The organism is Nonomuraea sp. MTCD27 (assembly GCF_041950495.1).
Taxonomy (GTDB): Bacteria; Actinomycetota; Actinomycetes; order Streptosporangiales; family Streptosporangiaceae; genus Nonomuraea.
The window spans coordinates 290,817-312,518 of record NZ_JBGNUW010000005.1; the positions used below are offsets into that span (position 1 = coordinate 290,817).

Annotated in this window: 25 protein-coding genes; 14 read left to right on the forward strand and 11 right to left on the reverse strand. The window is 71.3% G+C overall.

Going from position 1 to position 21,702, the window contains the following annotated elements; translation table 11 throughout:
- Nucleotides 1-48 precede the first annotated feature (48 nt).
- The 3 genes from ACBJ59_RS17110 to ACBJ59_RS17120 all read right to left on the reverse strand — a co-directional run bounded on the left by ACBJ59_RS17110 (nt 49) and on the right by ACBJ59_RS17120 (nt 2,823).
- A complete protein-coding gene (locus tag ACBJ59_RS17110) occupies nt 49-591 on the reverse strand; it encodes an HdeD family acid-resistance protein (protein ID WP_375111204.1) in 543 nt (180 codons plus the stop codon).
- 69 nt (nt 592-660) lie between these two features.
- The gene (locus ACBJ59_RS17115; RefSeq protein WP_375111205.1) at nt 661-1,308 is read right to left on the reverse strand and encodes a hemolysin III family protein; all 648 of its coding nucleotides are present in this window, start codon (nt 1,306-1,308) and stop codon (nt 661-663) included.
- Nucleotides 1,309-1,362: 54 nt separating this feature from the next.
- On the reverse strand, nt 1,363-2,823 hold the full coding sequence (locus tag ACBJ59_RS17120; protein WP_375111206.1) for a penicillin-binding transpeptidase domain-containing protein: 1,461 nt from the start codon (nt 2,821-2,823) through the stop codon (nt 1,363-1,365).
- Nucleotides 2,824-2,946: 123 nt separating this feature from the next.
- Here ACBJ59_RS17120 and ACBJ59_RS17125 point away from each other — a divergent pair, with 123 nt between their 5' ends.
- The 3 genes from ACBJ59_RS17125 to ACBJ59_RS17135 all read left to right on the forward strand — a co-directional run bounded on the left by ACBJ59_RS17125 (nt 2,947) and on the right by ACBJ59_RS17135 (nt 5,219).
- Complete coding sequence (locus ACBJ59_RS17125) at nt 2,947-3,768, forward strand: fused MFS/spermidine synthase (protein WP_364115702.1); 822 nt, start codon at nt 2,947-2,949, stop codon at nt 3,766-3,768.
- Nucleotides 3,769-3,861: 93 nt separating this feature from the next.
- Nucleotides 3,862-4,626, forward strand: a complete 765-nt coding sequence (locus tag ACBJ59_RS17130) for a MerR family transcriptional regulator (RefSeq protein ID WP_375111207.1) — start codon at nt 3,862-3,864, stop codon at nt 4,624-4,626.
- 44 nt (nt 4,627-4,670) lie between these two features.
- Nucleotides 4,671-5,219 carry a hypothetical protein gene (locus tag ACBJ59_RS17135; protein ID WP_375111208.1) on the forward strand — a complete coding sequence of 183 codons (549 nt, stop codon included), beginning with the start codon at nt 4,671-4,673 and terminating at the stop codon, nt 5,217-5,219.
- A 13-nt stretch (nt 5,220-5,232) separates the two neighbouring features.
- On the opposite strand, the gene ACBJ59_RS17140 is transcribed toward ACBJ59_RS17135, so the two are convergent.
- On the reverse strand, nt 5,233-6,216 hold the full coding sequence (locus ACBJ59_RS17140) for a helix-turn-helix domain-containing protein (protein WP_375111209.1): 984 nt from the start codon (nt 6,214-6,216) through the stop codon (nt 5,233-5,235).
- Nucleotides 6,217-6,268: 52 nt separating this feature from the next.
- On the opposite strand from ACBJ59_RS17140, the gene ACBJ59_RS17145 reads away from it, so the two are divergent.
- Nucleotides 6,269-6,670: a cupin domain-containing protein gene (locus ACBJ59_RS17145; RefSeq protein ID WP_375111210.1), complete on the forward strand. Its 402-nt coding sequence runs from the start codon at nt 6,269-6,271 to the stop codon at nt 6,668-6,670.
- A 15-nt stretch (nt 6,671-6,685) separates the two neighbouring features.
- Here ACBJ59_RS17145 and ACBJ59_RS17150 read toward each other — a convergent pair whose 3' ends face one another.
- Nucleotides 6,686-7,366, reverse strand: coding sequence for a DUF4097 family beta strand repeat-containing protein (locus ACBJ59_RS17150; protein WP_375111211.1), 681 nt, complete (start codon nt 7,364-7,366; stop codon nt 6,686-6,688).
- A gap of 218 nt (nt 7,367-7,584) precedes the next feature.
- On the opposite strand from ACBJ59_RS17150, the gene ACBJ59_RS17155 reads away from it, so the two are divergent.
- From ACBJ59_RS17155 to ACBJ59_RS17170, 4 genes are read left to right on the forward strand one after another with little or no spacing between them, the layout of a single operon-like run.
- Nucleotides 7,585-8,535 (forward strand): SPFH domain-containing protein, encoded by a 951-nt coding sequence (locus ACBJ59_RS17155; protein ID WP_375111212.1) that lies wholly within the window; start codon nt 7,585-7,587, stop codon nt 8,533-8,535.
- A gap of 4 nt (nt 8,536-8,539) precedes the next feature.
- Complete coding sequence (locus ACBJ59_RS17160) at nt 8,540-8,797, forward strand: hypothetical protein (RefSeq protein WP_375111213.1); 258 nt, start codon at nt 8,540-8,542, stop codon at nt 8,795-8,797.
- A complete protein-coding gene (locus ACBJ59_RS17165) occupies nt 8,772-9,422 on the forward strand; it encodes a GPP34 family phosphoprotein (RefSeq protein WP_375111214.1) in 651 nt (216 codons plus the stop codon). The genes ACBJ59_RS17160 and ACBJ59_RS17165 overlap by 26 nt, the downstream gene beginning before the upstream one ends.
- Nucleotides 9,423-9,459: 37 nt before the next feature.
- Nucleotides 9,460-10,611, forward strand: a complete 1,152-nt coding sequence (locus tag ACBJ59_RS17170; RefSeq protein ID WP_375111215.1) for a DUF418 domain-containing protein — start codon at nt 9,460-9,462, stop codon at nt 10,609-10,611.
- A 1-nt stretch (nt 10,612) separates the two neighbouring features.
- Here the strand turns inward: ACBJ59_RS17170 and ACBJ59_RS17175 are convergent, their stop codons facing one another.
- Together ACBJ59_RS17175 and ACBJ59_RS17180 are read right to left on the reverse strand one after the other, a co-directional pair.
- On the reverse strand, nt 10,613-11,287 hold the full coding sequence (locus tag ACBJ59_RS17175) for a response regulator (protein WP_375111216.1): 675 nt from the start codon (nt 11,285-11,287) through the stop codon (nt 10,613-10,615).
- Nucleotides 11,280-13,016 (reverse strand): sensor histidine kinase, encoded by a 1,737-nt coding sequence (locus ACBJ59_RS17180; RefSeq protein ID WP_375111217.1) that lies wholly within the window; start codon nt 13,014-13,016, stop codon nt 11,280-11,282. The genes ACBJ59_RS17175 and ACBJ59_RS17180 overlap by 8 nt, the downstream gene beginning before the upstream one ends.
- Before the next feature lie 161 nt (nt 13,017-13,177).
- On the opposite strand from ACBJ59_RS17180, the gene ACBJ59_RS17185 reads away from it, so the two are divergent.
- The 5 genes from ACBJ59_RS17185 to ACBJ59_RS17205 all read left to right on the forward strand — a co-directional run bounded on the left by ACBJ59_RS17185 (nt 13,178) and on the right by ACBJ59_RS17205 (nt 17,977).
- On the forward strand, nt 13,178-14,524 hold the full coding sequence (locus tag ACBJ59_RS17185) for a serine hydrolase (RefSeq protein WP_375111218.1): 1,347 nt from the start codon (nt 13,178-13,180) through the stop codon (nt 14,522-14,524).
- 63 nt (nt 14,525-14,587) lie between these two features.
- The gene (locus tag ACBJ59_RS17190) at nt 14,588-16,057 is read left to right on the forward strand and encodes an ATP-binding protein (protein WP_375111219.1); all 1,470 of its coding nucleotides are present in this window, start codon (nt 14,588-14,590) and stop codon (nt 16,055-16,057) included.
- A 66-nt stretch (nt 16,058-16,123) separates the two neighbouring features.
- A complete protein-coding gene (locus ACBJ59_RS17195) occupies nt 16,124-17,092 on the forward strand; it encodes a pirin family protein (protein ID WP_375111220.1) in 969 nt (322 codons plus the stop codon).
- Between the two features lie 119 nt (nt 17,093-17,211).
- Entirely contained in the window at nt 17,212-17,727 is a 516-nt protein-coding gene (locus tag ACBJ59_RS17200) for a MarR family winged helix-turn-helix transcriptional regulator (RefSeq protein ID WP_375111221.1), read from the forward strand.
- Nucleotides 17,728-17,806: 79 nt separating this feature from the next.
- Nucleotides 17,807-17,977, forward strand: a complete 171-nt coding sequence (locus ACBJ59_RS17205) for a hypothetical protein (RefSeq protein ID WP_375111222.1) — start codon at nt 17,807-17,809, stop codon at nt 17,975-17,977.
- On the opposite strand, the gene ACBJ59_RS17210 is transcribed toward ACBJ59_RS17205, so the two are convergent.
- The 4 genes from ACBJ59_RS17210 to ACBJ59_RS17225 form a co-directional block, all read right to left on the reverse strand.
- A complete protein-coding gene (locus ACBJ59_RS17210) occupies nt 17,970-18,299 on the reverse strand; it encodes a hypothetical protein (RefSeq protein ID WP_375111223.1) in 330 nt (109 codons plus the stop codon). The two genes, ACBJ59_RS17205 and ACBJ59_RS17210, sit on opposite strands and share 8 nt — an antisense overlap.
- Nucleotides 18,296-19,405, reverse strand: coding sequence for a low temperature requirement protein A (locus ACBJ59_RS17215; RefSeq protein WP_375111224.1), 1,110 nt, complete (start codon nt 19,403-19,405; stop codon nt 18,296-18,298). The genes ACBJ59_RS17210 and ACBJ59_RS17215 overlap by 4 nt, the downstream gene beginning before the upstream one ends.
- A gap of 60 nt (nt 19,406-19,465) precedes the next feature.
- Nucleotides 19,466-20,017, reverse strand: coding sequence for a hypothetical protein (locus tag ACBJ59_RS17220; protein WP_375111225.1), 552 nt, complete (start codon nt 20,015-20,017; stop codon nt 19,466-19,468).
- Nucleotides 20,018-20,110: 93 nt separating this feature from the next.
- Nucleotides 20,111-20,386 carry a 4a-hydroxytetrahydrobiopterin dehydratase gene (locus tag ACBJ59_RS17225; protein WP_375111226.1) on the reverse strand — a complete coding sequence of 92 codons (276 nt, stop codon included), beginning with the start codon at nt 20,384-20,386 and terminating at the stop codon, nt 20,111-20,113.
- 83 nt (nt 20,387-20,469) lie between these two features.
- On the opposite strand from ACBJ59_RS17225, the gene ACBJ59_RS17230 reads away from it, so the two are divergent.
- The gene (locus tag ACBJ59_RS17230; RefSeq protein ID WP_375111227.1) at nt 20,470-21,702 is read left to right on the forward strand and encodes an alkyl sulfatase dimerization domain-containing protein; all 1,233 of its coding nucleotides are present in this window, start codon (nt 20,470-20,472) and stop codon (nt 21,700-21,702) included.

Here is a 21,702-nt window from a genome sequence, read left to right on the forward strand (position 1 = left end):
GGTCTTGCCTGACGTTCCTTCTGAAGAACGCCGGTATATATACAAAATTTACGGCACCTCTGCCCCTGGAGTGAAGTTCTTCACGCGTAGCGACAGGGCGATCATGGCGATGCCGTACAGGATCGCGAAGACGCCGATCAGCCAGACGACGCTGAGCAGCCCCGCGCCCGGCCAGACGAGCAGCAGGATGCCGAAGATCACCGACAGGGCTCCGCCGACGATGAACATCCACTCGTTGTCGATGACCTTGCGAAGCTGCACGCCGGCCACGATCTCGGACACGCCGGTGACGACGGCCCAGAAGGCCACCAGGTAGAGCAGGGCGAGGGAGGTGATGCCCGGCCAGACGAGGGCCACGATCCCAGCCACAATGCCGATAATTCCGGAAATGATGAGCCAGGTTCTGGACCGTGCCCCGTGCCGGAACCCGGCGAGCAGCTCGAACACGCCGCTGACGAGGGCGTACGCGCCGAAGAAGGCCACCAGGACCAGCAGCGTGATCTTAGGCCAGATGAGTGCCAGGAATCCGAAGACGACGGCCGCCAGCCCGCGTATGAGCAGCAGCCACCAGGATCGAGAGATTTCTCCCATGCTGGTCTGCCTTTCCGGGACGTACCCGAAAACAGACCAGCACCGGGTCAAATGTCGGTGATCCGCGACTCACCCGTGGGAGTAGACCACGATCGACACCGCGATGTACTGCACCAGGTAGGCGGCGACGGTGAAGGCGTGGAAGACCTCGTGGAAGCCGAACCAGCGGGGTGAGGGGTCGGGGCGGCGCAGGCCGTACACGACGGCGCCGGCCGAGTAGAACACGCCGCCGACCGCCACCAGCACGACGGCGGCCACCCCGGCGCCCTCGAGGAGCTGCGGCATGACGAAGACCGCGGTCCAGCCGAGCGCCAGGTAGAGGACCGTGTAGAGCCAGCGCGGCGCGTTGATCCAGAACACCCGGAACAACACCCCGGCCAGGGCGCCGCCCCAGATCACGGACAACACCACCACCCGGGCCACTCCGTCCAGCGCCAGCAGCGCGAACGGGGTGTAGGTCCCGGCGATGATCAAGTAGATGTTCGCATGATCGATCCTGCGCAGGAACTCCGCCAGCCGGGGACCGAGCTCGCTCCGGTGGTAGGTGGCGGAGATGCCGAACAACAGGGCCGAGGTGACGGCGTAGATCGCGGAGGCCGCGCGCGCCTGCAGAGTGGGGCCGAGTGCCACGAGCACGAACCCCGCGACCAGCGTGACGGGCAGTGCTCCAGTGTGCAACCAGCCTCGCAGCCTCGGCTTAACGGTGATGGTCGTCATGTAACCTACGGTACCGTAGGTTCGAGTTTCGTCACCTATGCGGTCCGCCGGAGGTCACAGGCCGTTGAGGAAGCGGGCCGCGACGGGAACGGCCGCCGACCGCCCCGATCCGCCGTGCCGCACGAACACGCAGAACGCCAGGTCGTCGCGGTACCCGATGAACCACGCGTGCGAGGTCTCGCCCTCCACCTGGGCCGTGCCGGTCTTGCCCGAGACGCCCTCCGGGAGCCCCGCGTCGCTGGCCGTCCCGTAGTCGACCACGGCCGTCATCATGTCCCTGAGGGCCGCCACGATCCCCTCGTCCATGACGACGTCGCCGTGCGGGACGCCGTCGATCCGGCGTACCTGCTCCTTCGACAGCAGCCGCGGCGAGCGCCAGGTGCCGTTCTGCACTGCGGCGGCGAGCGCGGCCATGCAGAGCGGGGTGGCGACGACCTCCCCCTGGCCGATGGCGTCGGCGGCGAGCATGTCCAGGTCGTCGGTGCCGGGGACGGTGCCGCAGGTCCCGCCGATGCCGGTCGCGATGGGCCGGCCGAACCCCCACTCGTCCGCCGTGCGGCGTAACTCCTCCGCGGTGAGCCTGGTGGTGGCCTGCTCGACGAAGGTGGTGTTGCAGGAGTGGGCGAACGCGTCGGCGAAGGTGACCGGGCCGCGATCCACCTCGCCGTCGTTGACGAAGAGCCGGTGGAAGGGGATCTGGTAGCTGCCGGGGCACTGGACCGGGGCCGCCGGGTCGAGCCCGCCCTTGAGCAGCGCCGCAGCGGTGATCACCTTGAAGACGGAGCCAGGCGGGAAGACGTCGCGCACGGCGCTGTAGTTGTCCATGAGCCGGTCGGCCAGCGCGAGGATCTCGCCGGTGCTGGGCCGGATGACGATGATCGTGGAGTCCTCCACGCCGTCCAGCGCCCGCGCGGCCGCCGCCTGCACCGACCGCGACAGGGTGGTGCGCTCGACGTTCGCCTCGGGCGCGCGGGTCATCAGCTGCCTGTCAGGCTGGCCGGGCACCTTGGACACCAGCGCCCAGCCGTGGTTGGCCTGCTCGAACTCGGGCTTGAGCGGGTCGAGGTAGGCGTCGGCGTAGCTGTCGTTCGGGATCCTGTCGCCCTCGCTGGTGACCAGCTCGGCGGCCGACGCGTCGATCTCCCCCAGCTCCAGCGTGCCGCCGTCCTTGAGCAGCGGGTGCAGCGTCTCGGGCGCCCACAGCACCTTCCAGGCCCGATCGCGTACGCCCAGCCGCAACGTGCTGTCGAACGGCCACGCCCCGAACTCGCTGAGCTCCCGCACCCCCGCGAACGGCACCTCGGCGGCCCCCTCCCCCGTGCTCCTCAACTGCCCGGGGGTGAGCTGGATGGACTCGACGTGGAGCTCGTCGCTCAGCTGGCGATGCCGTACGACGAAGTCGGCCGGAGCCCGGTAGACCAGCCGTGCCATGGCCGACACGTCGCCCTTGCGCCAGGCGGCGAAATAGGCGGCGGCCGTCTGGGAGGCGCTCCCTTTGATCCGGTTCGACGCCATGAACGCGAAGGCACCCGCCCCGACTACCGCGACAAGTGCGATAACGAGCACAATCAGCCTTCGTCGTCGCATACGGTTTCTCCCAGGAGGGGATCAGACGTGGCACGTGGACAGCGGGAACCGATGCCCGGCCTGTATCCGGTGACGTTCGGCGAGGTCGAACTTCTCCGGGACCTGGACAGGCAGGACGGCTGGGTGCTGTCCAAGGATGGCGTACCTCAGTCGTATGTAGATCTACAAGACCCGACATTTCTGGAATTTGAGTATGTACGGCTCATGGCGGATGTGATCGACCTTTTGTCAGACGGGCCGCTGAGCTGTGTCCACGTGGGCGGCGGCGCCTGCACGATCCCCCGCTACGTCTCCGCCACCCGCCCCGGCTCCCGGCACATCGTGATCGAACCGGACGGCCTGCTGGTCAACCTCGTACGCGAGCAGCTCGGCCTGCGATCGGTGCCCCGGCTGAAGGTCATCGTCGCCGGGGGCCGCGAGGGCACCGCCAAGGTCTGGGACGCCACGGCCGACCTGGTGGTGCTGGACGCGTTCACGGGGGCGACGATGCCGGTCGAGCTGGCGACGGCCGACTACATGGGGGACATCGCACGCATCCTCCGCCCGGACGGCACCCTGCTGATCAACATGGCCGACGGCAAGGGCCTCGCCTTCGCCAAGCGCCTGCTGGCCACGGTGACCGGCACCTTCCGCCACGTGGCCCTGCTGGCGGAGCCGGGCATCATGCGAGGGCGCCGCTTCGGCAACCTGATCGTGGCCGCCTCGCGTACCGAGCTGCCGGTGGACCTGCTGTCCCGGAGGGCGGCGGGGGGCCTGACGCAGGCGCGGTGCGTACACGGGGAGGCGCTGACGAACTTCATCGCCGGCGCCGCCCCCATCAAGGACGGCGACCCCGTCCTGGCCCCGGTGCCACCCCCGGCCGTCTTCGGCTGACGCGCTTGACCTTCTCGTTGCGGCAACTTCTACGGTCGTGAACGAGCCGGAAACGCACCGGCTCGGCGATGGACGAGGAAGGGTGAGCCGGGCATGGAGTGGTCGATCGCGCAGGTGGCCCAGATGTCGGGCGTGACGTCCCGTACGCTGCGCCACTACGACGAGATCGGGCTGCTCCCGCCCGCACGGGTCGGCGCGAACGGCTACCGCTACTACGAGGAGCACCAGTTGCTGCGCCTGCAGCAGATCCTCGTGCTGCGGGAGCTGGGCCTCGGCCTGAGCGAGATCAAGGGGATCGTCGAGCGGCACACCGATCCCGTCGCGGCGCTGCGCGAGCACCACCGGCGCCTGCTGGCGGAGCGGGACCGGCTGGACGGGGTCGCCCGCATGGTCGAGCGCACCATCGCCGAACTTCAGCGCGACGAAGGGAAGACGATGTCCAGGATCAGCCGGCCGGAGAACCTGTTCGAGGGATTCGACAGCGCCCGCTACGCCGCCGACGCTCGTGAGCGGTGGCCGGAGCACTGGCAGGAGAGCGGGCAGCAGGAGCTCCTGAACGATCGCACCCCGCAGGAGCTGGAGCGGATGCAGCGGGAGGCGACGGCGGGGATGGTCCGGCTGGCCGAGCACATGCTGGCCGGCACCCCCGCCGGCGCCCCGGAGGTCCTCGCCGAGCTCGACGTCCACTACCGGCACCTGACCGAGTCGTGGACGCCGACGGTGGCCCAGTATCTGCACCTGGCCGGGATGCAGGCCGAGGAGGAGCGGTTCCGGGTGAACTACGAGCGGATCGCCGAGGGTCTGGCCGCGTACATGCGCGACGCCATGACCGCCTACGCGCACGCCCGGCTGAGCTGAGCCCACGCCAGCGCACCGGCCGTCCGGCGGTGACACTGGTCGGCATGAACTCGTTCGCGACGCAGGAAGTCCTGCTCATCGGAGGCCGGGCCGGGGTCGGGAAGTCCACGACGGGCTACGAGGTCTCGCGGCTGCTGCGGGCCGCGTCCGTCTCCCACTGCCTCATCGAGGGCGACAACCTCGACGAGGTGCACCCGGCCCCCGAGGGTGACCCGCACCGGAGCAGGATCACCGAGCGGAACCTGACCGCCGTCTGGGCCAACTACGCCGCCCTCGGCCACCGGCGGCTCATCTACACGAACACGGTCAGCGTGCTGGAGAGCGAGCTCGTCACCCGTGCCATGGGCGGCCGTACGCGGGTCGTCGGCGTGCTGCTCACGGCCGGCGACGCCACCGTGGCGGCGCGGCTGGGCGCGCGGGAGCGGGGGTCGGGGCTGGCGGAGGAGACGGTGCGCAGTGCCCGGGGCGCCCGGCTGCTGGAGCGGGAGGCCGCCGGATGGGTGGTGAGGGTGGCGACGGACGGGAAGGGCGTTGTCGAGGTCGCGCGGGAGGTGGTGGCCGCGACCGGGTGGCTCGACGGGAGCTCTCGGTAGCCGGGTCGCCGGGTCAGGTCGCGCGGACCGACGGGCCGAACCGGCGGCGGTAGGCCGTGGGGTTGAGGCCCGTGCGCCGCCGCATCTGGGTCCGCAGGTTCGAGGCCGTGCCCAGGCCGGCAGCCCGCGCGACCGCGTCCAGCCGCAGCTCGCCGCGCTCGATGAGCCGGCAGGCCAGCGCCACGCGCTCGGCGGTGAGCCAGGCCAGCGGGGTGGTGCCGAGCTCGGTTTGGAAACGCCGGTGCAGGGTGGCCTGGCTGACGGCGGCGCGGGCGGCCAGGTCGGCCACGGTCAGCGAGCGGTCCAGGTGCTGCTGGGCCCAGGCGAGCACGGGCGCGAGCGAGGTGTCGGGCACGGGCGGCACCGGGCGCTCGATGAACTGGCGCTGGCCGCCGTCGCGGTGGGCGGCGAACACCAGGCGGCGGCTCACGGCGTTGGCCACCTCGGCGCCGTGGTCGCGGCGGATCAGGTGGAGGCCCAGGTCCAGCGCCGCCGCGCTGCCCGCGGCGGTGAGCACGTCGCCGTCGTCCACGAACAGGACGTCCGGCCGCAGCAGGACCTCGGGGTGGCGGGCCGCGAACAGCGCGGCCCAGCGCCAGTGGGTGGCGGCCGGCCGGCCGTCGAGCACGCCCGCCGCCGCCAGCGTGAACGCTCCGGTGCAGAAGCTCACCAGCCGCGCGCCGCGCCCGGCCGCCCGCCGCACGGCGTCGAGCACGGCCGGGGAGGGATGGGTCTCGGGATCGGGGCGGTTGGGCACGATCACCGTGTCGGCGCCGTCCACCGCCTCCAGGCCGGCGGTGCCGGAGAGGGTGAACATGCCGCCGTGCATCCGTACGTCCGGGTGCGGGGCGCAGATCGTGAAGTCGTACCAGGGGCGGTCGAGCTCCGGGCGGCGCAGGCCGAACAGCTCGGTCGCCACGCCCAGCTCGAACGGGTTGGAGCCCTCGTCGGCGATCACGACGACGTGGTGGCGCCAGTGCGAGGATCGATGCGACATGTGCAATTCCTAGCACTCGCGCGGGCCGGCCGCCAACCTCGACGATAGGCCTGTGACCAGCCAACCCATCGATCTGACGACCGCACTGAGCGCCTTCGACGCCCTCTGGAGCCCGCGGATCGTCACCCGTGTCAACGACTATGACGTCCGCATCGCCAAGGTGGCGGGCGAGCACATCTGGCATGCCCACGACGACACCGACGAGTTCTTCCTCGTCCTGGACGGCGAGCTGCGCATCGCCCTGCGGGAGGCGAGCGGCGAGCGGGTCGTCACCCTGCCCACCGGAGCGGTGTACGTGGTGCCGCGCGGCGTCGAGCACAAACCCTCGTCGGCGGGCGGGGCCTCGATCCTGATGTTCGAGCCGACCGGCACCCCGTCCGTCGGCGACCGGCACGAACCCGTACCCGGCCACATCGACGCCACCACGGGGCACGAGCTGCACCGCCCGGCCTGAACCACGTCCCCGCCGTCAGGGGGTGGCGACCTCGAAGTCCCCCGAGTCGCTGGACATCTCGATCGAGCGCCGGGCCGAGGGGTCGCCGGCGGCGCTGATGTCCTTGTTGCCCGAGTCGGTCTTGGCCACGATGTTGTACGGCCCCTGCGGCACGTGGATCTCGGTCCTGCCCGAGTCGGTGGCGGTCGTGACCTTGTCGGGCTGCCCGGCGAAGGTCAGGGTCATGTCACCGGAGTCGGTCTTCGTGACGACCTGCCTGACCGTCAGCCCGCTGGCCTCGATGGCCCCGGAGTCGCTCGTGGCCTCCAGCTCGCCCGACAGATCCCGCAGCACGAGGTCCCCGGAGTCGGAGCCCACCTTGACGCGAAGGCCCTTGGGCACCTCCACCTGGTAGCTGACGTCGCAGGACGTGGCCGCGGCGGCCAGCCCCCACGTGGTGGGGCAGTCGAAGCCCAGCTCCAGCGTGTCGCCCCGCACCTCGTGCCGGGTCTCCGGCTTGTTCTTGCGCCAGGTCAGCCGCTCGGTCACGTGGATGCCCGCGCGATCCGACTCGACCACCTCCACGGTGCCGGAATCGGCTTGGACCTGCAGCCCCGCCACCTTGTCGGTGACGTCGTACGACGCGGTGTCCTGCTCGGTGGGGCCGAGGCCGCATCCGGTCAGCACCGTCGCGAGCCCGAGAAGACCCGCGGTCATCGCCGTTCTCTTCCTCATCATGATGCTCAATTCTGTGTGATCCGGATTACCGAGCAGACGGCATGTAACAACCCTAGAAAGCCGCGCCCCGAAGGGCATTGCCGCCGACACCCCGATCCCTGGTGGGGCCAGCCCTACCAAGACGGGGCTTCCCGCACCGCCCAAAAAGTGATATCACTTTGCTAGCAAGGTGAAGTCACAACAGAAGGGTGATGCCGATGACGAACACATCGGGCGGGGTCGCACTTGAGGGGACCGTCGTGGACATGCCCGCGCCGCACACGAGCGAGCGCCCGGTGCGCGCGGCCAACGGGTTCGTGATGGCGAGCGTGGCGACGGCGCTGGAGCTCATCGGGATCGCGGGGATCGTCGCCGGGATCGTCATGCTCGCCACGGGGGCCGGGCAGGGCGGGCTGTGGGTGCTCCTCGCGAGCTGCCTGGTGGCCGTGATCGGGTTCGTCATGTTCTTCGGGCTCACTGCGGTGGCGCCGGGCGAGGCCAGGGTGGTGCAGCTGCTCGGCCGGTACGTCGGCACCCTGCGCACCCCCGGCTTCCAGTGGGTCAACCCGATCACGGTGCGCCGGCGGGTGTCCACCAGGATCCGCAACCACGAGACGGACGTGACGAAGGTCAACGACGCCGACGGCAACCCGATCCAGATCGCGACCGTGGTGGTCTGGCAGGTGCGCGACACCGCGCAGGCGGTCTTCGAGGTGGACGACTTCGTGGAGTTCGTGGCCATCCAGGCCGAGACGGCCGTGCGGCACATCGCCGGCAGTTACCCGTACGACGCCCACGGCGAGCCGAGGCTGTCGCTGCGGGACAACGCCGACGAGATCAACGAGCGGCTGTCCGCGGAGATCGGGGCCCGGGTGTCCTCCGCCGGGGTGAAGGTCATCGAGTCCCGCATCATCCACCTGGCGTACGCACCCGAGATCGCCCACGCGATGCTCCGCCGCCAGCAGGCCGGCGCGGTGGTGGCGGCCCGGCAGCGGATCGTCGAGGGCGCGGTCGGCATGGTGGAGATGGCCCTGGCCAAGCTCGCCGAGCACGACGTGGTGGAGCTGGACGAGGAGCGCAAGGCGGCCATGGTGAGCAACCTGCTCGTGGTGCTGGTCGGTGACCGCGACACCCAGCCCGTGGTCAACGCCGGCACGCTCTACCAGTAACACCGTGGAGCGCAAGAAGATCCTGTTGCGGCTCGACCCGGTGGTGCACGACGCGCTGGCCAGGTGGGCGTCCGACGAGCTGCGCAGCACGAACTCCCAGATCGAGTTCCTGCTGCGCAGGGCGCTCTCCGAGGCCGGGCGCCTGCCGGACGGGGTGGGGCGGATGCGTCCCCGCGGGCGGCCCAGGAAGGGCCCGGAGGACTCCGACCAGGAAGATCAGGAAGAGGAGCGGGCGGATGGAGACGCTGGTGACACCGGATGAGACGCTGACGAGGTCGGCCTTCCTGCTGGCCTTCGACCTGCGGAAAGAGAAGCTGACCGGCCGCGGCGAGCTGGGCTACCTGCTGCGCGCGGCCGCGCTCGCCGAGTTGCTGCTGGCGGGCCACCTGGCGGACGAGTCGGGCAAGGTGCGGGCGCTCACCGCCCCGCCCGGCGCCGGCTCCGGCACCCTGCCGGCGATCGTCTGGGAGCAGATCTCCGCTTCGCCGCGGGCCCGCTCCTGGCAGCGGTGGGTGCAGAAGCACAACGGCAAGGCGGTCGGCGTCGTCCGCGACGAGCTGGCGGCCGCCGGGCTGATCCGCGTGGAGCGGCGGCGGATCCTGCTCTTCCCGGTGGAGCGGATCACGCCGCGCAAGGCGTACCTGTCGCGCAGGCTCGCCGAGCGCGTCGGCCGGGCCATCCGCGGCGGCCAGCCGGTCGCCCGCCTGGACCAGGACGTCCGCGTCCTGGCCGCGCTGGCCGCGACGGCCCGGCTCAATACGGTGGTGCAGTCCCGCCGGGAGCTGCGTACGGACCGGATCCAGCAGTTGTCCGGACCCGTCGAGCCGATCACCGTCGCGTTGCGCAAGAGCCTGCAGGCGGCCAAGGCGGCGGCCGAAGCGGGTTGACCCGACGAATCACGGCAACCCTTGGGGAGGGAACCACATGACCACGTCCATCGAGGCACCGGCCGGGCCACGCACGGCCGGGCGCGCGCTGGCCCCTGACCTGGCCCGCGGCGCGATGTTACTGGCCATCGCCTTCGCGCACGCACCGCTCTTCGTGACCGACGTCCATCGCGGCCCGGCCGCGGCCAACGCGATCACGGACTTCTTCCACCTTCTCTTCGTCAACAACCACGCGCGGCCGCTGTTCGCGTTCCTGTTCGGGTACGCGCTGGTGCAACTGCTCGACCGCCGGCTGCAGGGGGGCGACGGCTGGGTGAGCGCCCGCAAGCTGCTGCGCCGGCGCGGCTGGTGGCTGATCGCGATCGGGATCGTCCACACGGTGGTGCTGGTCCCGATCGACATCCTCGGCGTGTACGGGCTCGCCGCCGTCCTGCTGGTCGGCCTGCTGCGGCGCGGGGACGCGAGCCTGCTGTGGACGGCGGGGCTCACCCTGGTGCCCGCCACGCTCATCGTCGGGGCCGGCATGTGGTTCGCGCTGGGGCGGGACATCTCCACCTACACCGCGGGAACCGTCGCCGCCGGCGGCCGGGGTTTCTGGGAGCTGCTCCCAGAGCGGCTGATCGCCTGGCCCTTCGGCCTGGTCGTGGCCGTCGTCGCGGTCATCCCCGGGGTCGTGCTGGGGATGTGGGCGGCGCGGCGCCGCTTCCTGGACGAGCCCGTACGCCATCGGGGGTTCCTGATCCGCGCCACGGTCATCACCACCGCCGTGTCCGTCGCCGGCGGCGTCCCGGCGGCCCTCATCCAGACCGGCGCGTGGGCCGAGCCGTCGCAGGCGGCGCTGTGGGCGGCGGTGCTGGCGCAACCCCTCACCGGCTACGCCGGCGGCATCGGCATGGCGGGCCTCGTCGCCCTGGTCGCGATCGGGGCCGCCCGCCGCCGCAACCGGCTCACCACGATGGTCGAGGCCCTCGGCCGGCGCTCGATGAGCCTGTACCTCTTCCAGTCCGTCGCGTTCGTCCTGGTCTTCTACCCGTTCGGCCTGGGGCTGGAGGACGAGCTCGGCCTCGCGGGCGCCACGGCCGTGGCGGCGGGCACGTGGCTGGTCTCGCTGTACCTCGCCGACCTGATGCGGCGCGTCGGTCACCGGGGCCCGGCCGAGATCCTGCTGCGCCGCCTGGCCTACCGCTGAGTCACGGCTCCGGCCCGAGGTAGGCCAGGACCGCGGCGACCCGCCGGTGCACGTCGCCGCTGTTCTCCAGGCCGAGCTTGGTGAAGATGGCGTTCACGTTCTTCTCCACCGACGAGATCGACAGGTGCAGGGCCCGCGCGATGCCGGAGTTCGACCGGCCGTGGGCCATCTCCCGCAGCACGTCCCGCTCACGGGCGGTCAGCGCCTCCCGCTGTCCCCGCACGTCGCGCCGGGCGAGCAGGCCCTCGACCACCTTCGGGTCGATGACCGAGCCGCCCGCCGCCACCGCCCTGATCGCCCCGAGCAGCTCGTCCAGATCCCCCACCCGGTCCTTGAGCAGGTACGCGTAGCCCGCGGTGCCGTGCTTGAACAGCTCGAACGCGAACAGCGCGTCCGCGAACTGCGACAACACGACCACCCCGACCCGCGGGTGCGCGGAGCGGATGCGGTGGGCCGCGTCGATGCCCTCGAAGCCCTGCCGCCACTCCCCTCCGGGCATCCGGATGTCGGTGATCACGACGTCGGGGCCGAGCCGGCGTACGGCGTCCAGGAGCTCGTCGGCGTTGCCCACCGCGCCCACGACCGTGACCTCGCCCGACGTCTCCAGCAGTTGCCGAGTGCCCTCGCGCACCAGGTAGTGGTCGTCGGCCACCACCGTACGGATCCGCTCACCCATCGACCGGCACCCACGCGTTCACCCGTGTCCCCTTCCCCGGCTCGCTGTCCACCGTCAGGCCACCGCCGAGCGCGTCGAGGCGGTCGGCGAGCGTGGCCAGTCCTCTGCGGGCCGCCGCGCCGGGGTCGAAGCCCTTGCCGTCGTCGGCGACCGTCGCGCGCAGGCGGCCGCCCTCCTGCGACAGTCGTACCTCTATGGTCGCCGCGCCCGCGTGCTTGAGCGCGTTCGCCACCGCCTCGCTCACGGTGAAGTACATCGCGCCCTCGACCTGGTCGGCGAACCGCCTGGCGCGCAGCGGCGGGGGCGAGGTCACCGTCGTGCGCACGGGCAGGCGGGAGCAGCGCTCCTCCACGGCCTCCACCAGGCCGCCCTGGCTGAGCGAGGAAGGGTGGATGCCGGCCGCCAGCTCGCGCAGGTCGGCGAGCGTCTGGCGGGCCTGCTCGCGCAGGTGGGCCAGCATGTCGGGGCCCGCGCCCGTGGCCCGGGCGAGTTCGAGGCCGGCGATGAGGGCGACGAGCTGCTGCTGCACGCCGTCGTGGATGTTGCGCTCGATGCGGCGGCGCTCGGCCTCCTGGGCATTGACCAGGCGGCTGACCAGGCCGGCGCTCTGGATGGCCAGCCCGGCCGGCACGGCCAGCGCCTCCAGCAGGCACCGGTCCACGCGGGTCAGCGGGCCGGCGTCCCTGGGGCCGCACTCGATGCGCCCGAGGCCGCCGCGTACCGGCATCTCCAGCACCGCCCGCCCCTCCTCCCGGCCCGAGACCACGCGCGTGCCGTCCGCGAGCGTCACCGCCGCCCACCTGACGTCCAGCCCGGTGCGCACCGCGGCGGCCAGCCGGCCCACCTGCTCCACCGGCTCGGGGGCGTCGTCGAGCGCCGTACCAAGGTCGGACAGCACCTCGTCCACCGTCGGCCGGATGTCGAACACCAGGTGCAGGCGTGACCCCCGGATGCCGACGCGCAGGTCGAGCAGCCGGTGCCGCACGACCGCCACCCCGATCGCGGCGGGCAGCGAGCCGACCACCGCCAGGACCCCGAGTATCCCGACCGCCCCGACCTGCACCCCGCCGAAGTTGAAGAGCGAGAGCAGCACCCCGCCGGCCAGGGTCGCGGTCGTGCCCCCCACCATCCAGGCGTACTGCCCGCGCTCGCCGGAGCCGCTGCGCCGCCAGCGCACCACGAGCCCGCAGAACACGATCGCGGCCATGACCCACGTGACGAGCTGCCCGCCTGCCGACGCGAGCGCCGCGACCACACCCGCCGGGGACAGCGGCCCGGATGACCGGTACGGGCCGAGGCCGCTCACCAGGTATCCCCCGGCGTGCAGGGCGACCGCGATGCCCGAGATCCACGCCACCGCCCGCCAGCGCCGCGTCGGCAGCTGCCCGTCGGGGAACAGCAGGGGCACGAAGATCCAGGTGAGACCGTAGAACACGGCGAACATGGACAGGAGGAACGAGACGAGGAGATCGGGGGCGCCGCGCACCCCCAGCCCCGCGCCGAGGCTGCCGAGCCCCAGGCACAGGCCGGCCGCGAGGAGCAGCCAGCCGTAGCGGAGCGCGGGACGCCTGGCGGCCAGCAGCCAGCCCAGCGCGGGCAGGAGCAGGGCGAGGACGATGTACGCCCACTGCGTCGCCGGGGCGGGCAGGCCGCTCTCCAGCAGCGCGCCGCTCACGGTGCCGGCGGCCGCGATCAACGCCAGCGGCCCGGCCACCAGCCTGAACCTCATAGGGCCCCATCGTGACGAGCGTGCGGGACGGCGTCTACGAGGTTATCCGCATATTTCCTACGGCCAGCCGCACCGCCGAAACGGCGGCCCCCTTGGTGGTCCCGATCTTGCTCCCGGGGCTTTGCTGAAGCCACGAGTCGATCCTCGATTGGAGCCCTTCCATGAACACTCCGTCGAAGCCCGCCCGGTTCCTCGCCGCGGCCGCGGTGGCGATCACCATGTCGGCCTGCGTGAGCGCGCCCGCTCCCGTACAGGCCACGACCGCCCCCACCACCGCCACGACCGCCGCCCCCGGGGTCCCCGACACTCCGGTGGGCCGGCAGCTGGGCTGGCTGCTGGAGGCGACCGCCCGCACGCCGATCCCGGAGAGCGAGCTGGCCGGGCACTTCGCCGCCGGCTTCCTCAAGAAGATCCCGCCCGCGCAGGTCAACCAGGTCCTGGCGGGCTTCACGGGCATGCGGCTGGAGCGGCTGCTGCAGTCGCGGGACACCGCGCTGGCCGCCCGCGTCGTGGTGGGCACCGCGGCGTTCGAGGTCGTGCTCAGCGTGGACGCCGCGGGGCTGATCGACGGCCTGCTGTTCCGCCCGCCCGCCCCGCGGAGCTGGGCCGAGGCGGACGAGCGGCTCCGGGCGGCCTCCCCGCAGGCCGGCTTCCTGGCCGCCGAGCTGACCGCGGACGGCAGGTGCCGCCCCGTGCACGGCCTGGCCGCCGACCAGGCGCGCCCGCTGGGGTCCATGTTCAAGCTGTACGTGCTGGGCGCGGTGGCCGAGCGCGTCAGGAGCGGCGCGTTCGGCTGGGACACCGAGCTCACGATCACGCCCGAGCTGAAGAGCCTGCCGTCCGGCGAGCTCCAGGACCGCCCCGACGGCAGCAAGGTGTCCGTCCTGGAGGCCGCCAAGCTGATGATCTCCATCAGCGACAACACGGCCACCGACCTGCTGGTCCACAAGGTCGGCCGCAAGGCGGTCGAGCGGACGATGCGGGCCTGGGGCGCCCGCGACAAGCGCAACGTGCCCCTTCTGACGACGAGGGAGCTGTTCGTCCTCAAGGGTGTGGACTATCCGCGCCACGCCAGGCGGTACCTGTCGCTCAGCACCGCCGGCCGGCGCGCCTACCTGGACCGGGTCGTGGCCAAGGCGCCGCTGTCGGAGTTCGAGCCGTGGACGGCGCCGCGCGAGCTGGACACGGTCGAGTGGTACGCCTCCCCCGCCGACATCTGCCGGGCCTACGCGGGGCTGGTGAAGCTGGGCGACCCGCGGATCGGCGAGGCCATGTCCATCTCCGACGCGGGACTCGGGCTGGACCGGGCGCAGTGGCCGACCGTGTGGTTCAAGGGCGGTTCGGAGCCCGGGGTGTCGGACCTGGGCTTCCTGGCCCGTACGTCGGGGGGCAGGACGTACGTCGTCACCACGATGGCCGTCGACCCCAAGGCACCGATCAAGCAAAAGACGGGACCGGAGCAACTCGCCGTCGCCCGCGGCGCCTTCACCCTCGCCAAAGAATCCTGACCCGACGATCCCGCCTTTTAGGAGTCCACTTCTTATAATTGGGCTCCTAAAAGGAGGCGAGTCATGCGGATTCCGAAGCCCACGGACATGTTCGACCGCACGTGGGAGTGGGCACAGCTGACCAGATTCGTCTCCGACGACGAGCCTGGAGCGAGCCTCGGTGTCGTCTCGGGCCGGCGGCGCCAGGGCAAGACGTTCCTTCTGGAGGCGATGTGCGAGGCCACGGGCGGCTTCTACTATTCGGCGACGGAGGCCGTCCCGCGGCAGGAGGCGCTCAGGCAACTCGGCGACGCCGTGGGGCGTCATACCGGCGCACCGGGCAGGGTCCACTTCTCTCACTGGGAAGAAGCCCTTGACGCCCTGCTCTCGCTCGGCACCGACCGTCCCGTGCCCGTGGTCATCGACGAGTTCCCCTATCTCGTGCACGGGGCGCCGGAACTGCCATCGTTGATCCAGCGGGCGCTGTCGCCCCGGCGCAGGGAGCGCATCGAGTCCCGGGCGCGGATCCTGCTGTGCGGCTCGTCGATCTCGTTCATGGGCAACCTCCTCATGGGCAGCGCTCCGCTGCGCGGCCGGGCGTCTCTGGAACTGATCGTGCCGACGTTCGACTATCGTGCGGCGCGTGAGTTCTGGGGGCTGGACGACCTGCGGCTCGCGGCGCTCGTCTACCTGATCGTGGGCGGAACACCCGCGTACAAGTCCGAGTTCCTGCGCGGCGCGACGCCGGCGCGTCTGGAGGACTTCGACGACTGGGTGACGGAGCATGTCCTCAGCCCCGCGAGCCCGCTCTTCAGGGAGGTGAGAGCCCTGCTGGCGGAGGATCCGACGCTCACGAACACCGGTCTCTATCACACGGTGCTCGCCGCGGTCGCCGAAGGGAACTGCACGCGAGGCTCCATCGCGAGCCGGATCGAGCGCAAGGCGACGGACATCTCGCACCATCTGACCGTGTTGGCCGACGCGGGACTGCTGACCGTGGAGCCGGACGCGTTCCGGCAGAACCGCTCGGCCTACCGCATCACCGAGCCGCTGGTCCGCTTCTACCACTCGGTCATGAGACCGGTGTACGCCCAACTCGAGCAGGTGCGTCCGGGCCGGACCGAACGCCTGTGGGAGGCCGCTCAGCCGCGCTTCCGCAGCGCCGTGGCAGGCCCGGTTTTCGAGTACATGTGCCGGACCTGGGCCCACACCATGGCCGCCGACGAGACGCTCGGCGGCATGGCCATGCGGGTGCTGTCGGGCGTCGTCCACGACAGCGCCGCCCGCACGGGCCACGAGGTGGACCTCGTCTCGATGGACGCCGACGGCAACGTCCTGGCCATCGGCGAGGCGAAGTGGGGGGACACGATCGGACTGGCTCACCTCGAACGCATGGAGAAGGTCGCGACGCTCCTGCGCGCCCAAGGCCGGGCTCCGAACGTCATCACCCTCTTCAGCGGCACCGGGTTCATGCCCGCCCTGCGGGAGGCCGCGCGGAAGAGCGGTGGCCGGATCCAGCTCGTGGATCTCGAACGGCTTTACCACGGAGATTGATCCGGCCCGGAATAGTTGAAAAGTAAATCGGGTTGTGGAGGGCAGACCCGCTGGAAGGAGCGCGAGATGCCCGCCGTCACCGTAGAGAACCCGTTCACCCTCCCCCGTCTGCCCGAGCCCGTGACCGGGACGCCCGGGCGCAAGGTGCTGGCCGTGGAGACCGCGCCCAGCGGGTTCGAGGGCGAGGGCTTCCCCGTACGCCGGGCACTGGCCGCCATCAAGCCCGAGTACCTGGACCCCTTCGTGATGATGGACCAGATGGGCGAGGTGGACTACGCGGCGGGCGAGCCCAAGGGCACGCCGTGGCACCCGCACCGGGGCTTCGAGACCGTCACCTACATGATCGACGGGGTCATGGACCACCTCGACTCCAACGGCGGCGGTGGCACGATCACCAACGGGGACACCCAGTGGATGACCGCCGGGGCCGGGATCCTGCACAAGGAGGCGCCGCCGGAGTGGCTCGTGCAGCAGGGCGGGCTGTTCCACGGGATCCAGCTCTGGGTGAACCTGCCGGGGTCGAAGAAGATGATCGCCCCGAAATATCAGGACATCGGGGGGTCCAGTGTCGTGCTGCTGAGCAGCCATGACGGCGGGGCGCTGGTCCGGCTCATCGCCGGGGACCTGGGCGGGAACGTGGGCCCGGGCAGCACCCAGACGCCGATCACGCTGCTGCACGCCACCGTCTCTCCGGGGGCGAGGCTGGTCATGCCGTGGCGCAAGGACTTCAACGCCCTGGCGTACGCGCTGTCCGGCCGGGGCACCGCGGGCGCCGAGCGGCGGCCGTTCCACGGCGGGCAGCTGGCCGTGTTCGAGGGGTTCGGCAACCGCCCGGGGCTGGCCACCACCGCCGAGACCATCACGATCTCGGCGGCCAAGGAGCCGCTCGAAGTGATCGTCCTGGGCGGCGAGCCCATCGGGGAGCCGGTGGCGCACTACGGGCCGTTCGTCATGAACACCAAGGCCGAGCTGGTGCAGGCGTTCGAGGACTTCAAGGCCGGCCGCCTCGGCACCGTCCCCGCCCACCACGCCTGACCCCGGCACTTCTCCTCCTCCCAGAGGCCCGCGCCATCCCGGCGCGGGCCTCTTCCCATTTATGGAAGTAGGTAATAAAGTAGGGCTTCATTATGAAGCTTGAACATGATGACGATGAGTTGATCTACGATGCCGACGTCCGGGCGGCCATGAAGGAGTTCACGGGCGGCGACGACACGTCGGCGTTCGAGGCGGCGGCCGCCGTCCGCACGGCTTTCCAGGCCGTCGAGCGCATGCGGTCCCACGGCAGCGAGGGGCGGGGCCTCAGCTCCGGCGCGATGGACATCCTGCTGCGGCTGAGCTCGGCCGGCGACGGCGGTGCCAGCATCGGCGAGCTGGCCCAGGCGGCGGGCGTGAGCCCCAGGAACGTCACCGGGCTGGTGGACACCCTCGAACGCGACGGGCTGGCGCGGCGGGTCCCCGACCGGAACGACCGGCGCTCGGTGCGGGCCCAGATCACGCCCGAGGGGCGGTCCTGGATCGAGGCGTTCAGGAAACCGTCGCAGCTCGCGATGGCGGCGATCTTCCGGGGCTTCACGCCCGCCGAGCTGGCGACGTTGCGCCACCTGTGCCTGCGGCTGGCCGCCGATCAGGAGCGGCTGGCCGAGCACCTGAAAGGGATGAGCGCCGAATGAGCACCAGAGACGTCGTCAGGGGTTATCACGACGCCCGGTTCCGGGGGGACGTGGCGGGGGCGGTGGCGCTGGTCGCCGAATGCTGTACGGGGAGTCGGAGGCGACGCTCGTGTACGACGTGCACACGGCGACGCCCGCCGGCGTCCAGCGGACGGCCGAGCACTTCCGGCTCCGCGACGGGAGGATCGCCACCATCATGCTGATCTTCGACGCGGCCCCGTGGCAGCCGATGGCGTCCGTGATCAGGTGAGCGGGAGGGCGGCGGCGGTCTGGCGCCAGATCCGGCCGTCCTTGAGCACCAGGGTGCCGTACGTGGCGACGCGGTTCCCCCCGACGGTCATCAGGGCGTTGTAGAAGATCACGTCCTCGGTCACCCGGCTGGAGACGATCTCGTCAACCTGGGGCTTGGCGGAGAGATAGGCGGCGAACAGCTCCCCGATCTCAGCGGGGCCCCGGGCGACGCGGTCGAAGCGGACGACCTCGGCCTCCTCGTGATACTGGGCGAGCAGGGCCTCCAGGTCCTGGCCGGCGATGGCGGCGAGCTGGCGGTCGAACACATCCTGGGCGGTCATGCGGCACCTTCCGCGGGGAGCGGGCGGGACAGGTCGTAGGCCACCTGCGCCGCGGCGACCAGCAGGATGGCGGGCAGCGCCACCACCACCGGCAGCAGCGAGGCGGCCAGCACCAGCGCGGCGGCGGCCAGGCGGATGACGCCCGCGCGGCGGCCGCGCGAGCACAGGTGCTGCACTCCGAGCACGGCCAGCGCGAGCGCCGCGGGCACCGCCACCGACCCGCTCGTCCGGGACGGATGCGCGATCGCGTGCTCGATGCCGATCCCGAACGCCACCAGGCCGAGCGACAGCGGCAGGTGCGAGTAGACCCACACCTGCCCGGCCAACCGGGTACGCAGGACGACGGACTCGTCGAGGTGGCCGAAGTAGAGCCACCAGAAGCCCATCGCGATCGCCACCCCGGCCAGCGCGATGAGCAGCGCCCCCGGCGTGACGTCGTGACCCTTCAGACCGATGACGACGGCCGCGACGACCTCGCCGAGGACGATCACGACGAAGAGTCCGAACCGTTCGGGCAGGTGCTCGGTCTGCGGTGGCAGCTTGCCCTGGTGGCGCCGGGCCAGCAGGGGCGTGGCGAGGTCGATGACCAGGGCGACGGCCCACAGCGCGTACCGCTGGGGCGGCTCCACCGCCAGCGAGGCCAGCCAGATGACCACGGCCACGGCGAACCCGGTGGCGTAGCGGTCGGTCAGCGGCCTGGCCTCGGGCACGTGACGGCCGGCCCGTACGTAGGCCACGATGAGCAGCACCCGCGCCGCGGCGTACGAGACGGCGAAGAGCCCGGAGCGCTGCTCGATGTCGCCCACGCTCGCCGCCATGGAGGCGACGGCCAGGATCTGCGGCAGCGCGAGGAGCCGGTGGCTGACGTCGTCGGTGTCGAACCGGTTGGCGTAGAAGACGTATCCCGCCCAGGCCCACCAGACCGGCACGAACAACCCCACGAACGTGAGGATCCCGGCCGTGCCCGCACCCTGGGCGAGCACGGCGGCCAGCTCGGCGACGGCCACGACGAAGACCAGGTCGTACAGGAGCTCCAGCCAGGTCGCCCGGCGGTGCGCGGCTTCGAACAGCCGTAATCGGGGTGGCTGCCACTGGCGACTCGTCACGAGGCCCCTTCCAGTATGTAATTGTGTAATTATGCCCGCCTTGCGCAGGGCTCGCGACACCTATTTCAGGGTGAGGCAGGCGACGCGCTCGCCGGCCGTGCCGACCTCCGGGCCCGAGGTCTTGGTGCCCTGGGAGTGGATCACGAGCGAGCCCGGCAGACTGGCGCTGCGCAGCCCCCAGGGGTTGCGGGCGCTCGACCGGCCGGCGCCGTTGCCGTCGGTGGTGAAATCGAGCCAGACCTCGCTGGTGGCGTCGATCTGGCCGGGGTTGTGCTGGTAGTGGGGGCCCGACTCGTCAGGCTTCTTGCCGCAGGGCTTGGTGTGCAGGTGGGCGCCGTAGTGGTGGTTGGGCACCAGGCCCTCGACGACGAGCGAGGTGCGCGTCTGCCCTCCGGACGACTCGACGGTGACGCTCGCCTGGGAGCCCTGGGGGGCGAGCTTCCGGTCGTAGGCGATGGCTCCGGTGTCGTCGGTGCTGAACTCCCCTGCGGAGTTGAGGTTGACCGTCTCGTCCGGCGACGTCTTGGCGTTCTGGACCGGGACGGGTGGCCCCGCGCAGCCCGCCACGACGGGCGCGGTCAGAAGGACGAGCAGGACTGCGGGCACGCGCATGAGACCCCCATGGTTCGAGCCCCTCCGGCATGAGGGCTCCGAGAGAGCACCACTCTAACGAGTGACCGGCCTGTTACGTACGGTTATTACGTCCTAGGCGCCGTGTTTCGCCGCGATGTCGTCGATCAGGGCGGCCAGCGTGAAGTCGAGGTCGGTGAGCCCGCCCTGGTCATGGGTGGTGAGGGCCAGGTGGAGCGCGCGCCAGCGGATGTCGATGTCGGGGTGGTGGTTGAGCTCCTCCGCCTTGACCGCGATCTCGTCGACGATGCGGATGGCGGTGGGGAAGTCGGGCGCGGTGACCGTGCGCCGGATCTCGTCGCCCTCGCGCCGCCACTCGGGCAGGTCGCTGAGCTTGCTCTCGACGTCCATGGGACCCACATTACGCCAGCGCCCCGAGCCGATCCCGGCGGGCATCTTGCCTAGAACGAGGTTCTAGAAGCAGAGTGGGGCACATGATTGTCGAGTATGCGGACCGGGTCTGGCACGGCGAATCGGACGACAGCATCGTGGACGCGGGCATGCAGGGCAAGGGCGTCCTGACGATCGCGGACGGCCTTGGCTGGTGGTCCGGGTTCGGAAACGTCATCACGTTCGAGACCGACGGGGAGCTGCTGCTGTTCGACACCAGCAGCCCCTTCTCGGCGGCCCGGCTGCACGAGGACGTACGCGGCTGGACGCGGGCGCCGCTGACCACCGCCTTCTACTCGCACGGGCACATCGACCACGTGTTCGGGACGGCACCGTTCGAGGAGTCGGGCCCGCGGGCCACGATCTACGCCCACAGAGCCGTGGCCGATCGGTTCGAGCGATACCTGCTGACCAACGGCTACAACGCGATGATCAACCAGCGCCAGTTCCAGGCGCCCCAGCTCCGCTGGCCGACCTCCTACCGCCACCCCGACGTGACCTACACCGACACGCTGACCGTGCGGCGCGGCGGGCTGACGTTCGACCTGCTGCACGCCAAGGGCGAGACGGACGACGCGACCGTCGGCTACGTCCGCGAGCACGAGCTGCTGCTCCCCGGCGACCTGTTCATCTGGGTCACGCCCAATTGCGGGAACCCGCAGAAGGTGCAGCGCTATCCCCGGGAATGGGTGCACGCGCTGCAGCGGATGGCCGCCATGAACGCCGAGATCATGCTGCCCAGCCACGGCGCTCCCGTCTTCGGCCGCGACCGCGTCCGCCAGGCGCTCCTGGAGACGGCCGAATGGCTGGAGTCGCTCGTCACGCAGACGCTCGGCCTGCTCAACGCGGGCGCCCGGCTCGACGAGATCGTCCATGCCGTGCGCCCGCCGGCCCACCTCTCCGACCGGCCCTACCTGCGGGCCCGCTATGACGAGCCGGAATTCGTCGTACGCAACCTGTGGCGGCTCTACGGCGGCTGGTACGACGGCAACCCGGCCAACCTCAAACCCGCCCCCGACGCCGTGCTGGCGAGATCCGTGGCCGAGCTCGCGGGCGGCCCGGCGGCCCTCGCGGACGCCGCGCTCAAGGCCCTCTCCGACGGGGACGAGCGGCTGGCGGGGCACCTCGCGGAGATGGCCGCCCTGGCGGCCCCGGACGACCCGGGCGTGCATCGCGTACGCGCGGCGGTCTTCTCCGCCAGGGCGGCGAACGAGCTCTCCCTCATGGCGAAGGGCGTCTTCACCTGGGCCGCCTCTGAGTCCGAGCGGCGTTCGTGA

What these genes read in the sequence shown, in the direction of transcription:
- ACBJ59_RS17205 (WP_375111222.1), top strand. Translation starts at nt 17,807, where the DNA reads ATGCTGTACGGGGAGTCGGAGGCGACGCTCGTGTACGACGTGCACACG.
- ACBJ59_RS17140 (WP_375111209.1), bottom strand. Translation starts at nt 6,216, where the DNA reads ATGTCGCATCGATCCTCGCACTGGCGCCACCACGTCGTCGTGATCGCC.
- ACBJ59_RS17125 (WP_364115702.1), top strand. Translation starts at nt 2,947, where the DNA reads ATGCCCGGCCTGTATCCGGTGACGTTCGGCGAGGTCGAACTTCTCCGG.
- ACBJ59_RS17220 (WP_375111225.1), bottom strand. Translation starts at nt 20,017, where the DNA reads ATGCGCGTGCCCGCAGTCCTGCTCGTCCTTCTGACCGCGCCCGTCGTG.
- ACBJ59_RS17180 (WP_375111217.1), bottom strand. Translation starts at nt 13,016, where the DNA reads ATGAGGTTCAGGCTGGTGGCCGGGCCGCTGGCGTTGATCGCGGCCGCC.
- ACBJ59_RS17115 (WP_375111205.1), bottom strand. Translation starts at nt 1,308, where the DNA reads ATGACGACCATCACCGTTAAGCCGAGGCTGCGAGGCTGGTTGCACACT.
- ACBJ59_RS17190 (WP_375111219.1), top strand. Translation starts at nt 14,588, where the DNA reads ATGCGGATTCCGAAGCCCACGGACATGTTCGACCGCACGTGGGAGTGG.
- ACBJ59_RS17225 (WP_375111226.1), bottom strand. Translation starts at nt 20,386, where the DNA reads ATGGACGTCGAGAGCAAGCTCAGCGACCTGCCCGAGTGGCGGCGCGAG.
- ACBJ59_RS17150 (WP_375111211.1), bottom strand. Translation starts at nt 7,366, where the DNA reads ATGACCGCGGGTCTTCTCGGGCTCGCGACGGTGCTGACCGGATGCGGC.
- ACBJ59_RS17195 (WP_375111220.1), top strand. Translation starts at nt 16,124, where the DNA reads ATGCCCGCCGTCACCGTAGAGAACCCGTTCACCCTCCCCCGTCTGCCC.
- ACBJ59_RS17135 (WP_375111208.1), top strand. Translation starts at nt 4,671, where the DNA reads ATGAACTCGTTCGCGACGCAGGAAGTCCTGCTCATCGGAGGCCGGGCC.
- ACBJ59_RS17170 (WP_375111215.1), top strand. Translation starts at nt 9,460, where the DNA reads ATGACCACGTCCATCGAGGCACCGGCCGGGCCACGCACGGCCGGGCGC.
- ACBJ59_RS17130 (WP_375111207.1), top strand. Translation starts at nt 3,862, where the DNA reads ATGGAGTGGTCGATCGCGCAGGTGGCCCAGATGTCGGGCGTGACGTCC.
- ACBJ59_RS17155 (WP_375111212.1), top strand. Translation starts at nt 7,585, where the DNA reads ATGACGAACACATCGGGCGGGGTCGCACTTGAGGGGACCGTCGTGGAC.
- ACBJ59_RS17210 (WP_375111223.1), bottom strand. Translation starts at nt 18,299, where the DNA reads ATGACCGCCCAGGATGTGTTCGACCGCCAGCTCGCCGCCATCGCCGGC.
- ACBJ59_RS17175 (WP_375111216.1), bottom strand. Translation starts at nt 11,287, where the DNA reads ATGGGTGAGCGGATCCGTACGGTGGTGGCCGACGACCACTACCTGGTG.
- ACBJ59_RS17110 (WP_375111204.1), bottom strand. Translation starts at nt 591, where the DNA reads ATGGGAGAAATCTCTCGATCCTGGTGGCTGCTGCTCATACGCGGGCTG.
- ACBJ59_RS17230 (WP_375111227.1), top strand. Translation starts at nt 20,470, where the DNA reads ATGATTGTCGAGTATGCGGACCGGGTCTGGCACGGCGAATCGGACGAC.
- ACBJ59_RS17185 (WP_375111218.1), top strand. Translation starts at nt 13,178, where the DNA reads ATGAACACTCCGTCGAAGCCCGCCCGGTTCCTCGCCGCGGCCGCGGTG.
- ACBJ59_RS17120 (WP_375111206.1), bottom strand. Translation starts at nt 2,823, where the DNA reads ATGGCGTCGAACCGGATCAAAGGGAGCGCCTCCCAGACGGCCGCCGCC.
- ACBJ59_RS17165 (WP_375111214.1), top strand. Translation starts at nt 8,772, where the DNA reads ATGGAGACGCTGGTGACACCGGATGAGACGCTGACGAGGTCGGCCTTC.